Raw genomic sequence first — 13,753 nt, forward strand, 5'->3', positions numbered from 1 at the left:
CGGGCCCCTCGTCGGCGTCACCGGCGCAGCGGTCCCTCGCAGAGGTAGTCGGACGTGCCGCCCGTGCGGTCCGGCCAGATCTGGACCTCGCCGAACGCGCAGTCCATGTCGGCGAAGTTCGGTGAGGCGGGCGCAGCCCGGTCGAGCAGGAACCGGTCGACGGTCCACGCCATGTCCTGGAAGACCCGGTCGGCGCTGTCGGCGTCGGTGAGCCGGGCGGTGATCCGCCCAGTGCACGCGAAGCGGGGCATGCCCGCGTCGCCGTTGGCGGTGCACTCCGCCCCCGAGGAGGTCGCCGCGATGAAAACCGCGCGGACCGCGTCGGCGCCGGACTCCCGGAGCCGATCGTGGGGGACGTAGGAGGTGCGGGGCACGAACAGGTCGTCGGCTTTGGCGATCTGCCGGTCCAGGAAGGCGTCGTAGCCCTGCTGCACGGCTGCGTCACGGCCCAGCCGACCGCGCCAGGCGTCGAAGGCCGCCGGGTCGTCCGCCCGCAGGTGCCGGTACATCTCCCGCAGCTGGGAGGGGCGTTCGGTCCACAGGTACGCGAACAAAGTGCCGGCGTAGTCGTAGAAACGGAAGCCGTCGCCGCCGTACGTGGCGTGCAGGATCCTGTCGACTGACATGCGCGGCCCCCCGCCCGCGGTGTCCCGGACGATGCCGTGCACCAGTGACCTGCGGACGGCGACGCCGTCGTCGCGGGTGGCGCCGGCGAAGAACTCCGCGGTGCCCTCGTCCATGGCGGTCGTCCGGTCACCCCGGTACCAGGGGCCCTCGCCGAAGGAACCGTGCACCGCCCAGCGGCCGTTGAGGTAGTGCACGTACTCGTGGCGGAACAGCTCCTCCAGCGTGAGCCGGGAGTCCTGCGGGACGCGCCGCTGGTAGGTGTAGAACGTCGCGCCGCGCTCGATGTAGATGCCGCCGTTGTCGGTGTCCATGCCGGTCAGCAGGGGATGGTAGGCCTCGTAGTCGGCGCGGGAGGCGTACAACACGACGGTGAGGACCCCGTTGGAGTCGCCGGCGAGCGGTGTGCCGGTGCCGAGCACCCTGTGGAACTGCGCCTTGACCTGTTTGCTTGCGTAGTAGAGCTGGTCGACGGTGACGCGGTCCAGGCCGGTGCGGACGGTGAGGGTGCCGTTGTCGTAGCGGTAGGTGTGTGGGAACAGCTCACGCTCGATGTCCCTGATGCACACGCCGTAGGGTGCGCAGGCGTCATAGTGGTTGAGCCAGGAGACGATTTTCGCCCAAGGGGCGCCGCGACCCCAGTCGGCCGTCACCGGCCCGAGCAGGGCGCCGAGGTCGGCGACGATCGCGTCACGCAGGGACGGGATCTCGCCGAAGCGGGCGTACTCCGACAGCGCGTCCCGGGCGGCCCACTCGTTGGGCGTGCCCTTGAGGTGGGTGTACCCGGCGAAGGCGCGGAACGCGGCGCGGTAGGCGTCGTTGCGCGCGACGAGCGTGCGGAAGGAGCGGTCGTCGTTCCCGGCGTACAGGCCGAGGTAGTTGACGGTGAGCGCGGCGAGGGCGGCGCCGCCCCAGGAGGAGTCCGCGTAGGTGGTGGTGTGGTACCGGTCCAGGGTGGCCAGCACCTTGCGGATCAGTGGGAGCTGGGAGTGCCGCAGACCGGCGGCGCTGCCGGTGTAGAGGGCCTCGCGGAGCGTCTCGGCGTTGCTGCGCGTGGCATCGAAGCTGCGGGGTGCGGCGCCGAAGGAGTGGATGGCACGTCGCATGGCCTGGGCGGTGGGCGGGTCCGACACGTCGATCTCGGCGCGCGAGAAGTCGTGGTACACGACCGCGTGAAGATAGGTGAACATCTCCAGCAGGTGGCTGGAGTTGCGGCCGTCGTGTCGGGCTGCGAGCGCCGTGGCGCGCTGGGCGACGGCCCGGACATGGGCGTCGTCCATGACCGGCGCGAGGCGTGCGTCCCATGTCCACAGGATCGTGCGCAGGCAGCCGTCGGCGGTGACGGCCGGGTCGGCCAGGAAGTCGGCGAACGTCTCGGGGCCGAGGCGGGTCACGCCGTCCAAGGTGCAGGGTACGGCGGACGCGGGTGCCCGGCGGGCGTCCTCGGTGCCGACGGCGCCCGAAGTCCGACCGGCGGGTCGAGCCGGAGCCCGGCCCGGGGTGCGGCCGTCGACGCGGCGGTCTCCGGGGGCGGTCGTCGCGGGGGCGGCGGGTGCCGGGGCCTTGCCCAGACGGTGCACCTCGTCGTGCGGGTGGCGCCCCGGTGCAGTCGAGGCGAGAAGACGTACGGGATCGCGCTCCTCGGGCGTGCTGTTGGCTGGAGCGCCCGCGGAAGCGAGGAAGGCCATGGTGACGGCGGCGAGGAGGACGGTACGCAGGGGTCTGCGTCGGGACGCTGCGGACAGGCGCGATCTGAGGAACACCTGCGGCTCCTGGTGTGTGGAGGGTGACAGCGAAGCGTCCGCGCCTGTCGTGCCGGTGCTCCGGCGTGAACGCCCATGCAGCAGCGGCCAATTGATCGGGGATGAGGAGTGCGTGCCGCTGCGATGTGAGGCGTAAGATAGTAATGTGATATTGCACTGACAACCCCTCAGGTCCCTCCGGCTCTTGGTCATCCGCTCCGGCGAACCACTTGGCCGAAATCGCCGCACTGGGGGCCGGCCCCCCTCCGCGCTGTTCCAGTCCGCGGTGCGTGGGCGCAGCCACCTCGGCGCCGAACGCCCACGGTGCCTCTTTCGAGCAGCGGTGGTTCTGACCACGTATGCATGGCCTTCACCGGAGGCCGCCCGCAGCTCTTGATCACACCTGCGTACACTGCCTGCAATTATCGGCAGCCTGCCGCAGGTGGCGGGCATGACCCTTCGGGGACTTGATGCGTAGATCGACGATCGGCTCTGCCTTGCTCGGTTCGCTGGCCATAGCCGCTCTTCTTGCTCCGGGTGCGCAGGCGGACGAAGTGGTGGGCAACGTCGATATCGGCGCATTCCGGATCACCGGCGGGGGCGGCTCGGGCAACAGCGTCGTCCTGGGCACCACCGACTCCAGGACGATCACTGCCAGTCTGACGGTCAGCGACAACTCGGGCATCGAGTCCGCCGACTTCACGCTCTTCCACGGGAGCGGCCTCAGCAACGCCGACGCGGTCTTGAAACCCAGCGAAGTGGCGCCAGTGTGCACGACCGACGGAACCACTTCCGTCTGCACCAAGCACTACACGATCGATCCCCGGCGTGATCTTGATAACTCCCTGGCCGGCATCTGGAAGGTCGCTGTCGAAGCGAAGGCCAACGACGGGGACTACGTGAAGACGGACGGTCACACCACCTTCTTCATGAAGCGCTACGCCAGGCTGACGGCCAACGCTTCTCCCGAGCCTGTCGCCAAGGGCGGCACCCTCACCGTCACGGGCAAACTCACCCGGGCCAACTGGGACACGCACGACTATCGTGGCTACACGAACCAGCGGGCTTACCTCGAGTTCCGCCGGCCGGGCACCGACTACTACGAGTCTCTGGGCTACGTCCTTACGAACTCCACCGGGGCAGCGACAGCGAAGATCACCGCAACCGCCGACCGCTATTGGCGGTATGAGTTCAGAGGCACCATGACAACTCATGGCGTCAAGGCGACAGGTGACTTTGTGGACGCTCGTTGAACGTGTCGGGCTCGGTTCGACCGGCTGGGCCCGGGGCCCAGTGTGCACGTCCAGGCATTCCGGCTCTGTCGCCGATCTTGTGATGCTGCCGTGCCTCCAGGATCCGCTCACCTGTACGACCTCATGGGGGAACACGGTGTTCACTTCGCTGCTGGGCCCCGACGATGCCGACTTCCTTGGCAACCGCAGCGAACAGCCCGCCCTGGCCGTGTGCGGCCCCGATGGCGCGCCAGTGCCCGCAGCGTGGGCCATTGCCCAGTGACCACCGCTTGTCGACGATCAACCTTTCTTTTTCGGCGAAGAGCTTGCGACGGTCAGGTCAGCTGGCGAAGAGTACGCGGTTGCGGAGCATGGGCACGCGGGGCGGATCTCCCTGCGCGCCTCGGCATTGCTGGGGGAAGCCGGTCCGGGCGGATTCCCGTTGAAGTCGACCTGAGAAAGTGCACTGATGCGGCATTCTGCCGAGCCAGTGGCAGAGAAGTCTGGCAGCGGCCGGACGGAAGTGGCACCTGAAGCACGGTAATCCGGCTCACGGGGAGCAAGGCAATGCCTGAATGTGGACATCATTTGGTCAGCGCCCGATCGGGTCAGACGCCATCTGCCCAGCAACAGCGCGCAGTTCAGCCGGAGTCGGCGAGAGCCTCCCTCCGTTCCTCGACCCGACAACGGTGGCCGAATCCCATCTCTCCGAAACTCTAGTGAGTAGCCCTCCGAATGAGGGGTACTTGCGCTCATGCCGTCTACCTGATGCACACTCCGGCGTCGGTGCGGGTGTTCACGTATCGTTGGACTGATTGTTTGAGGGGTGCGTCTTCTCGAAGCACTGGACCTGTCGTACGGCATGCTTTCCCTTCGTCCGTACTCGCTGCGGGCCAGGCGTTGAAGGGACGGAGTTCAGGTGACGAATACAGGTGCCTCTCAATCCGAGATCGCGCCCGTAGCCGGCGAACAGGACCGCTCGGGGAGCGGGCACAGTGCCGTACGGAAACTGCTGTACTGCGAAGCGGTCTCGGCCTTCGGCGGCGGCCTGTGGTTCAGCATGTGGGCCGTCTACCTGACATCAGTCAAGGGAATTCCCGCCGCTTCCATGGGCCTGGCGATGGGGCTCGGCGGCGGAGCCGGCCTCCTCGCCGCCGTGCCGGTCGGGGCCCTCGCTGACCGGCGCGGTGCGCGGCAGGTGTTGGTGGCCGTCAGCGTCGCCCGCGGATCACTGGTGCTGCTCTTCCTCACCACGAGCGGTTTCTGGGGACTGCTGGTCGCAGCCGCACTCTTCACCGCCGCCGAGACGTCGGGGAGAGGCGTGAAGGTGACCCTGGTGTACGTCCTGATGCCCGACCACCAGCGCCTGACGGTGCTGGCCCAGGCCCGGGTGGTACAGCACATCACCTATGCCGCGGGAGCGGGTGCCGCCGCATGGGTGCTGTCCACCGACACGGCCGGCCCCTACTACGCCGCCCTGGCCGTCGTGGCTCTCTCGGCCTTCCTCTCCGCCACGGTGCTCATCGGCCTGCCGCCAACCCCACCGGTGCCGGCGGACCGGCGCAGCCCAGGGACCCGCGCCGTGCGCGACCTCCCCTTCCTGAGCTTGATGAGCACCACAGCTCTGCTCTCCCTGTGCTGGCCGCTGCTGTCCAGCGGGCTGCCCCTGTGGCTGCAGTACCAGACTGCCGCCCCGGTATGGCTCGCGCCGGTGACCGTAGTCGTCAGCTCCCTGTTCATCGCTCTGTACCAGGTGCGCGTGACTCGGCAGGGGGAGAGCCTGCGCGGCGCGGTTCGCTCAACCCGAAAGGCCGGAATCGCCCTGGGCGTCTGCTGTCTGCTGTTCGCCGCCGCGGCCTGGCCCGCACACGCCCTGCTTTCCTCCCTCATCGTCCTGGCCGGCCTCGCCGCGCACATCTACGGCGAACTGCACTACGTCGCCTCCCGCTGGGGTCTTTCCCTGCGACTGATGCGCCGCGATGCCGAGGGGGAATACCAGGGATTGGCCGCGAGCACCGAAGGAGCGGTAGCCACCGTGGGACCCGCGATGATCACTACCCTCGTCACCGGTGCGCTGGTCGGCGGCTGGGCCGTGCTCGCCGTCGTCTTCATGGCCGCCACCGCACCCACTGCGGCGTTGTGCCGCCGGGCGTTGCGGACGTCAAGAGGACGTGCCTCGACCGGATAGCCTGCCTGGCCCGCCGGTCGGAGGCGTCCGCGGAAACGCTGGGCATCGACGCCTCGGGAACTGCCCGATCTCGCGTCCGCGGACGACGTCCAGGCGATGGAGCAGATGGTGGGGCACCCGATGCCGCGGTTGCTGCGCAGGCTCTACCTCGAAGTCGCAGTCTCTGACGGACACCGGCGACTGGTTCAGCGACTGTGCCGATCTCGCGGAGGCATACCGTGACTTCGCTGATCGCGAGCACTCACGCAGGGGATCGTTCCGCTCATGGACCGGGGCTGCGCCATGTGGACGCTGATCGACGTCAGGACGGCCGACGGGCAGATGTGGGACTGGGACCCCGGCCTCTGCTGCACCGAACGTGCCCTGGCCCCTCTCGTCAGTCGCTGGCCGAGTGGATCAATGACTGGTTGCGAGGCACCATGCCCGACGGGGCTTATGCGCAACGTGAGATGTCCGGCAGGAAGTGCATCGCACGCTGATCAGCCTGCGAGCTGGCATCCGTCCCGGTGAGAGCGCTCGTGCACGCGGTACGAGGTCGGGGTCGGCCGCATGAACGTGGCCGAGGCGGCGGCCCACCTGCGCACCGCCACGCTCCGCGTGCTGAAAGCACAGCCCCCACAGAGCTGAGTATCGATGGCGGCGGTGGCGGCTCGCTCGGTCAGGCCCCGCTGGCGGGGCAGGGCAACTGTGCTGCTCTGTCGCTGTTCACCGCGGCTGGCGCGACGCCCTCGGAGCAACTGGGCATAGGGCGTCATCGAGGGCCTGGTGTCCGGAGGAAGAGGGTTCAGCCTCCACTCGTGCAGGAACGTCACCATCGCCGACGTCTGCACGGACGGCGAGGACGGCAGCGCGGGCAACGCTGGTTCGTCTTATGTCCAGGCAGCCCTTGCGGGCCTCCAGGCCCCACTGGCCGACGCTGTCGAGGAAGTCCGTCCTTCGCCCAAGAGGCTGGTGCGCCCTTTCCCAGTCCAGCAGTCTCCGTGTAACTCCCCGGCGGACAGCACGTTTTCGGCCTGATCCACTCCCTGCGCTGCGAGCACAGAGGGTCTGATCAGCTTATCGTTACGTTCATGGTCTTCCAGCCGACGACAGAACCCCCCGTCTTCCACGCTGCACTCCGCGATCAGTTCGAGACGTTTCTCGATGAGCATCGAACCGCGCTCCACGACAGCCTGAACGGGCTGACCGAGGAGCAGGCGCGCCGCTCGCTGGTGATGTCCAAGACCACGCTGCTGGGCCTGGTCAAACACGCCACGTTCGTCGAGAAAGTCTGGTTCGACGAGGCGATCACGTGTCGATCCCGTACCGAGATCGGCATTCCCGACACGCCCGACGAGTCGTTCGATCTCCACGACGGCGACACCATCGCCTCAGTTCAGCGCGCCTATCAGCAGGCTTGCGAGGCGTCCCGTCGAGCCACGGCGAAGATGACGCTGGACGACGTCGTACGGGGCAACCGGCGGGGCCCGCTGCCGCTGCGTTGGGTCTACCTGCATACCCTGCGTGAACTGGCCCAGCACTGCGGCCACGCGGACATCCTTCGCGAGCAGATCCTCGGCGGCACGACACGCCGCGGCTGAAGCGGGGACCGTCCCGCAGAAGTGTGATGCCGTGACCCACCGCGAACCATTGAGAAGCCACCGGGCGACGATCGGTCCTGAGGGCGGGCTGCAAGGTCGTCACCAGCGGTGTGAAGAAGGTGGTCGAGGACGTTGTCGGAGTTGATCCGGCCGGGGCGGTCCAGGAGGGCGTTCTTGAGGACGGGCCGCGGGTGGCTGAGGTGCGTTCCGAGTACCACCAGCGCCCTGATCCGCAGGGCTTCGATGAGTGTACGGACGTGAGTGCTGCGAGCGCGGCAAGGACAATGAGGGACGACTGCGGGTGAGCAGAACGAATCAGGCGGACTACGTCCGTGACACGGTCGAGCGGGCCAGGGCGTTGGTGCCGACGGGCGAGGTGCTGCGTGCTGATCACGGGGTCAAACTCGCCGAACGGGCACCGTCGCCCGGTAAATTCCGCCGCCCGCGCGTGCTGCGATCCGAACGCCGCACGCTCGGTGGCTGGTTGTTGATTCCGGTGTACTGGCTTTTGAGACTGTTTACGGCCACCTCCTGGAACCCGCTCGAGTGGCTGGTCGAAGCGTTCATGGAGCGTGACAAGAAGAGGCCGGGCAAGCCGTTTCACGGCGGCTGGAACAGCATGGCCGGTCATCTGGCCCGCGGCCTGGTGCCTCGGACGAACAACCCGGCCAACCCGGCAACCATGGTGATGCAGGTGACCGACCGCCGTCTGCAGATCGTGTACGTGTCACACGTGCGTTCCTTCACCGGCAACCCTGGTCCCGTCGAAGCGGGGTGGGCCACGGACATGCGCAATGTGACCTGGATCCGGGATCGCAGCGACGTGGTGGGCGGCGACCACGAGATCGGCTTCGTCGACGGTTCGTGGTGCACGGTCCACTTCTGGGGTGAGGGGTGGAGCCGGATGTCGGAGGCGTTCCCGTTCCGGTTGAGTCACCTCGACCCGATTCCGAACCTGCGGTGACCCGTCAGACGTGAGCTGGAGTCAGTCAAGGTGGCCTTGGGTCGGCGACCCGGCCCAAGGGGCCCGCTGTCGGAAATCCGTGCAGGGTCGTCCAAGCGGCGCACCGCGCCGATGCCGCGCGGAGACCGGTTGCCTGGTCACCGTGGAGGCCTCCCCGAGGCGGCATCGGCGCTGCCGGTGACACGGCGCAGCGCCCGGATCCGCCGATCACGGCAAACCCGGGCGCCTGCTCGCGGTACCGGCGGGGAACGGGCGGGGGCCCGTGCCGCCGGTGGTGATCACCTCATCGTGCCTGCCGTGCGTAAGGCGTGACGGTGATCCGGTCGATCAGCGGTGCGTAGCGGGAGCGGAGCAGCACCCCGGGGAAAGTGTCCGAGGCGTAGGTCGTGCCGTCGAAGTTCGGCAGTTCCTCCGAGTGGAACGTGATCGTGTTCCGTCCCTTCTCGAGGTGGACCGGGACCGTCAGCTCCCAGAAGTTGTTCTGGTGGAAGCTGTGCGGGAAGCCCACACGCCGGGCCATGCCGCCGTTGACGCTGATGTCGGCGTGGCGGGCGAGCGGGTCCGGGTTGTAGTGCGTCGCCTCGGACTGCTCCGGGTTGGAGTAGCGGATGCGCAACGCGTACAGGCCGGCCCGGTCGGCATCGACGGTGAACGTCGCGTCGTTGCCGTTGCCCGGGTTACCGCCGATGCCCGTGATCGCCGTGCCGCCGGTGGCCAGAGAGAGCGGGGCGAGTGTGGCCGAGCCCGCGAGCTGGGCGGCGCCGGCCTCGTACGTACGCGTGGGCAGCGTGCCCTCGGTCGGCGTGACCGTCAGGCGGTCGACGAGGGTCGTGACCGAACCTCCGGTCACGGTCACCTTGTTGACGCCGCCCGAGAGGGAGACCGCCGCACGGCTGCGGTCCTTGGTGAGGCGCAGAACGTCGTGCCCGTTGACGGAGAGCCGGGCGCCCGTGCCGCCGAGGGTGTCGACCTCCAGGGTGGCCTCGTGGTCGGCGGGGGAGTAGACCCAGAACGTGGCGGTCCCCTTCTTCGGCAGCCGGGCCGCGCCTGATCCGGTGGCGGCAGCCTTGGCGTGCTTCGGCAGGTCGTAGACGGGCCGCGCCCCGCCGCCCAGCCATGCCAGTTCACCTTCGTACACCTGGGTGCCGGCGGAAGCGCCCGGCAGGGAGAGGGTGAGGCGGTCGACGATGGCGTCGCCCTGGGTGGCGCCCTCGCCGTCGGCGCTCTTCGTGGCGAGCGTGAGTGTGTGCTTGCCCTTGGTGAGCTTGACCTTGGTGTCGGTGTGGTCCCACACCACCCACTTGTAGCCCAGCGGCAGGTACAGCTCCTGTTCGCTGTCCGCCTTGCCGTCCACACGCAGGAAGACGTTGGTGGGGCCCTGTTCCTTCACCCTGTCGAAGGTGTTGAGGGAGTTGGCGAAGACGCTCAGGTCGTAGGTGCCGTCCTCGGGCACGTCCACGGTGAAGTCGAGCGTGACGTCCGATCCGGTGCGCAGGCCGCCGACGTCGTAACCGCCGGAGGTGTAGAACTTCGACACGTCACGCGGCGAGCCCTCCGGGCCGTTCTTCGAGTAGCCGGAGCCGGTGTGGGCGGCGTCCTCCGCCTCGTAGGAGCCCTGCCAGCGCACCGGCGGGGACTGGGTGCCCTTCGCCTTCCCGGCCGGGCTGAGGACGATCTCGTAGGCCGAGGACTCCTTCAGCTTCGGCAGCGCGCCGTCGCCGAAGTCCACGACGACCGTGCCGTCGTCACCGACCTTCAGGTTCTGCTCCGCAAGCAGCTTCGGGCCGGAGTTGTCGCCGATCTGGCCGCTCCACTCGATCTCGCGCACCCAGGCGTGCACGGTGTCCCCGAAGACCTTCTGCGGGACGCCCGCGAAGGTGATGTGGCCCTTGCCGGTGGAGCCGCCGAAGATCAGCCGGGACTGCTTCTTCTTCTCGTCGAGCGTGGCGACGCCCTGCATGGTGTAGTTCTCGCCCGGGAACGGCGGGGTCACATTGACCGTGTGCCCGCTCATCGAGGCGTACGCGTTGAGCAGCCACCACTGGCCGTTGCCGCGGTTGGACTGCACCGCCGAGTCGGAGAGGTTGCCGTCGATGTTCCAGTAGGCGATGTCGGCGTCCACCTTGGACTCCTCGATCGCGGAGACCCACTGGATCATCTGGCCGGGGACAGAGGTGTGGTAGTTGAAGGCGTACTCGTTGATGTTGATGGGGAGTCGGGTGCCCTCCTTGTCCGTGCCCTTGAACAGGTCCTTCTCCCAGGCCCGGTACTTGGCGACACTCTGGCGCACCGCCTCCGGGTGGCTGAGCTCGTGCCAGGTGATGACGTCCGGGAGCGTGCCGGCGGCCAGGGCGTGCTTGAGGAAGCCCTGCACCTGGTCGAAGAGGATGCTGGTGTTGGGGCCGGCGATGCGGGCCTCGGGCATCTTGCTCTTGATGAGCTTGTAGAAGTCGTCCCAGGCGGCGAAGTAGTCGTCCGGGTCGTTGAGCCAGCTGACCTTGTTGTAGCTCCATTCGCCGGTGCCGAACATGTTGCCCTCGGGCTCGTTGAACGGCACGAAGACGATGTTGTCCTGGTACTCCTTCGGCAGCTTCAGCACCTGGTCGACCTGCTCGGCGACCTTCTCCTTGTACAGCCTGAGCTTCTCCGCGGGGGTGTCGCCCGGCCACTGGTAGGGGAAGCCGCGGTGGATGTCGGTCATGTAGATGTACACGTCACCGTCGGTGGAATCCGCGAGCGGCTTGACCACCTCCAGCGCGTCCGCACCGGGGTGCTGCGGGCCGTCCTGCGCCTTGGTGGAGACCGTGCGCAGGCCCATGCCCTCCATGAGGTTGTTGGTGGGAACGTCCGGTCCGTACACGCCGTAGAGGGTGCCGGAGGCGCCGCCGTGGAAGGCGCCGGTGTCCGAGCCGAGGTCGACGGTGAGCTGTCCCTCGCGGACCACCGTGACGGTCGCCTTCACCGCGCGTCCGGCCGCTGTCCCGGCGACCGTGAACGACCCCGGCTGGGCGTACCTGTCGGCCGGTACGGCGTCCCAGGTGACCGGTGTGTCGCGGTCGTAGCCGTCGGAGAAGGAGGCGCGGACCGCCGCGGGGAGGGACGGGGCGCTGCCGGTGGTGGTGCGGACCTCGAAGGACGTCTGCGAGAGCTGCTGCAGGCTGGGCAGAGCACCGACGGTGCCGGCCACCTGCTGGGGGCTGAGCGCCGCGTGCCACACGGTGAAGTCGTCGACCGCTCCCTTGAGCAGCGGGTCCGGCCAGAAGGACTTGCCGATGTAACCGGCGGCCGTGGCCGAACTGTCCAGCAAATCCTTGGCCTTGATGCTGGTCTCGGCCGAGGAGACGGCCACGCCGTCGACGTAGGTGGTGAGCCGGCCGGCTGCGCTGTCGAGGGTGACGGTGACCGTGCGCCATTCGTTCGCGGGCAGCATCGCGTAGCCGTTGACCTGTGCCTCCGCGCCCCCTCCGCCGGTGGTCACCGCGGTGCGCAGCACCCCGCTTCCGCTGTACGGGGTGGTGAAGAGGTACTTGGTGGTGTTGGTGCCCAGATCGAAGATCCGCTGCCAGGACGACTTGTCACCGCTCCACTTCACACGGGCGGACACCGTCAAGTCGGCAGCGTCACCCACCACTTCGCGAGGCAGGCGGACGTAGGCGCCGTTGGAGTCGGGCGCCCCGCCGGGCAGGGCGAGCGCCTTGCCCCCGTCCGTGCCCGCTACGGACTGGGCGGTGGAGCCGTTCACCAGGCTCGCCGTCAGGCCGTTGCCGGAACTGTCGGTGATCCTGCCGGAGGCGAGGTCGTCCTGGTCGAAGGTGTAACGGGCTGCGGGTGGGGGAGCGTCGGCCGCCTGGGCGGGCGCCGCTGGTGCGGTCAGCAGGCTCGCGCCGAGAGCCACAGCCACGGCGGCCGGTGCTCGGTGCCGGGCGGATCTGTCAGCGGATGGCATGGATGGCGTCCTCAATCCTTGAGTAACGACAAGTCGAACCGGTCCGATCGCCCGCGCTGGGCAGGCGCGAGAGCCACTCGCGGTGACAGGGGCGGCGACCCGTACGGCCTGGGGAGGGAGCCGTCGGGGCCGCCGTGGCGGAAGGGTCGCTTCATCGAACCGGTTCGGCGAAGCTAGCACCGGGGCGCGCGGCCAGCAATCCCTCGGACGCCAGGTTCCGCCGGTCCCCTTGCGGAACGCGGAATGAGGGGTTGGGTGTTGACAGGCGTTCGGTCGGTTCCTACCGTCACTTCACGCGAACCGGTTCGACAAGCCGGGCTCGCTTCTCGTTCCAGCCCATGCCCTCACGACCGGTGGGCGCCCCTCCCTCCGAGGGGGCGAGCCGGTGCGAGCAAGGAGTCGTCGTGAACATCGGTGAGATCGCCCGGCGAGCCGGTGTCTCGCGCAGCACCGTTTCCTACGCACTGAGCGGCAAGCGCCCCGTCTCGGACGAGACCCGGCGCAAGATCCAGGACGTCATCGACGAGCTGGGCTACCGGCCCAACGCGAGCGCACGCGCCCTCGCCAACGGCCGGACCAGCACGATCGGCCTGGTCTTCCCGCCGGCCGGGAACCACTACACCGGGATGCAGCTGGACTTCATCGGCAGTGTCGTGGAGGCCGCCGCGGTCCACGACTACGACGTGCTGCTGTCCCCGAGCGGCGTGGACAGCGACCGCTCGTTCCAGCGGCTGCTGGGGGAGCGGCGGGTCGACGGCGCCATCCTGATGGAGATCCGGCTGCAGGACGACCGGGTCGATCACATGGCCGAGCTGGGCTTCCCCTTCGTCACCATCGGCCGTACCGCGCACCCGGAGCACGGCTGGTGGGTCGGCCTGGACCACACCGCACTGGCGGCGGCGTGCGTCCACCACCTCGCGGACCTCGGCCACCGCAAAGTCGCGTTCGTCAACCGGCCCGAACAACTCCTGCGGGCGGGATACGAGTCCGCGCACCGCGGCCTGGACGGCTTCACGAAGGCCGCCGCCGAGCGCGGTCTGACGGTGCGGACGTACTGCTGCGGAGACGATGCCTCGTCCGGTCAGGCATGCGTGGCACAGATCCTGCACGACGACCCGGCCACCACCGCCCTGGTCACCCTCAACGAGGCCGCCCTGGGCGGCCTCTACCGGGGGCTCGCCCTGGCGGGCCGCCATGTGCCGCGCGACTTCTCCGTCACCGGAGTGGTGGCCGCCCGGTGGGCGGAGACGGTGACCCCGCAGCTCACCGCGGCGGACGTGCCGGCCGAGGCGTTGGGCCGGCGCGCCGTCGACCTGCTCATCGAGCGGCTCGACCATCCCGACGCGGCTGCCCGGCACCATCTGCTCGCGCCGCCGATCTCGTTGCGGGCCAGCACCGGACCCGCCGCCTGAACGTCCCTGAGGAGGCACCGGACTTCGGCCCTCGTCCGTACTGCTGACCCTCGATCACAGGCCCC

The 13,753-nt window shown here is 68.7% G+C and carries 7 protein-coding genes; 5 read left to right on the forward strand and 2 right to left on the reverse strand.

Annotated features, from left to right (window positions below):
• Positions 1-17 precede the first annotated feature (17 nt).
• On the reverse strand, positions 18-2,312 hold the full coding sequence (locus ACFPZJ_RS26390) for a collagenase (protein WP_381026691.1): 2,295 nt from the start codon (positions 2,310-2,312) through the stop codon (positions 18-20).
• Between the two features lie 521 nt (positions 2,313-2,833).
• Here ACFPZJ_RS26390 and ACFPZJ_RS26395 point away from each other — a divergent pair.
• The 4 genes from ACFPZJ_RS26395 (at position 2,834) to ACFPZJ_RS26410 (ending at position 8,330) form a co-directional block, all read left to right on the forward strand.
• A complete protein-coding gene (locus ACFPZJ_RS26395; RefSeq protein WP_381026358.1) occupies positions 2,834-3,619 on the forward strand; it encodes a calcium-binding protein in 786 nt (261 codons plus the stop codon).
• Between the two features lie 898 nt (positions 3,620-4,517).
• Positions 4,518-5,786: an MFS transporter gene (locus ACFPZJ_RS26400; protein WP_381026361.1), complete on the forward strand. Its 1,269-nt coding sequence runs from the start codon at positions 4,518-4,520 to the stop codon at positions 5,784-5,786.
• 1,070 nt (positions 5,787-6,856) lie between these two features.
• Positions 6,857-7,366, forward strand: a complete 510-nt coding sequence (locus tag ACFPZJ_RS26405) for a DinB family protein (RefSeq protein ID WP_381026363.1) — start codon at positions 6,857-6,859, stop codon at positions 7,364-7,366.
• Positions 7,367-7,613: 247 nt separating this feature from the next.
• The gene (locus ACFPZJ_RS26410; RefSeq protein WP_381026366.1) at positions 7,614-8,330 is read left to right on the forward strand and encodes a hypothetical protein; all 717 of its coding nucleotides are present in this window, start codon (positions 7,614-7,616) and stop codon (positions 8,328-8,330) included.
• Between the two features lie 283 nt (positions 8,331-8,613).
• Here the strand turns inward: ACFPZJ_RS26410 and ACFPZJ_RS26415 are convergent, their stop codons facing one another.
• Complete coding sequence (locus ACFPZJ_RS26415) at positions 8,614-12,276, reverse strand: LamG-like jellyroll fold domain-containing protein (protein ID WP_381026369.1); 3,663 nt, start codon at positions 12,274-12,276, stop codon at positions 8,614-8,616.
• A 404-nt stretch (positions 12,277-12,680) separates the two neighbouring features.
• Between ACFPZJ_RS26415 and ACFPZJ_RS26420 the strand changes: the two genes are divergently transcribed.
• Positions 12,681-13,688 (forward strand): LacI family DNA-binding transcriptional regulator, encoded by a 1,008-nt coding sequence (locus tag ACFPZJ_RS26420; protein WP_381026372.1) that lies wholly within the window; start codon positions 12,681-12,683, stop codon positions 13,686-13,688.
• Positions 13,689-13,753: the final 65 nt, after the last annotated feature.

Source organism: Streptomyces bullii (assembly GCF_042657145.1).
In the GTDB taxonomy this organism is placed as follows: domain Bacteria; phylum Actinomycetota; class Actinomycetes; order Streptomycetales; family Streptomycetaceae; genus Streptomyces; species Streptomyces bullii.

Excerpts from the sequence above, each read along its gene's own strand:
- ACFPZJ_RS26390 (WP_381026691.1), bottom strand. The coding sequence starts at position 2,312 with ATGGCCTTCCTCGCTTCCGCGGGCGCTCCAGCCAACAGCACGCCCGAG.
- ACFPZJ_RS26405 (WP_381026363.1), top strand. The coding sequence starts at position 6,857 with ATGGTCTTCCAGCCGACGACAGAACCCCCCGTCTTCCACGCTGCACTC.
- ACFPZJ_RS26415 (WP_381026369.1), bottom strand. The coding sequence starts at position 12,276 with ATGCCATCCGCTGACAGATCCGCCCGGCACCGAGCACCGGCCGCCGTG.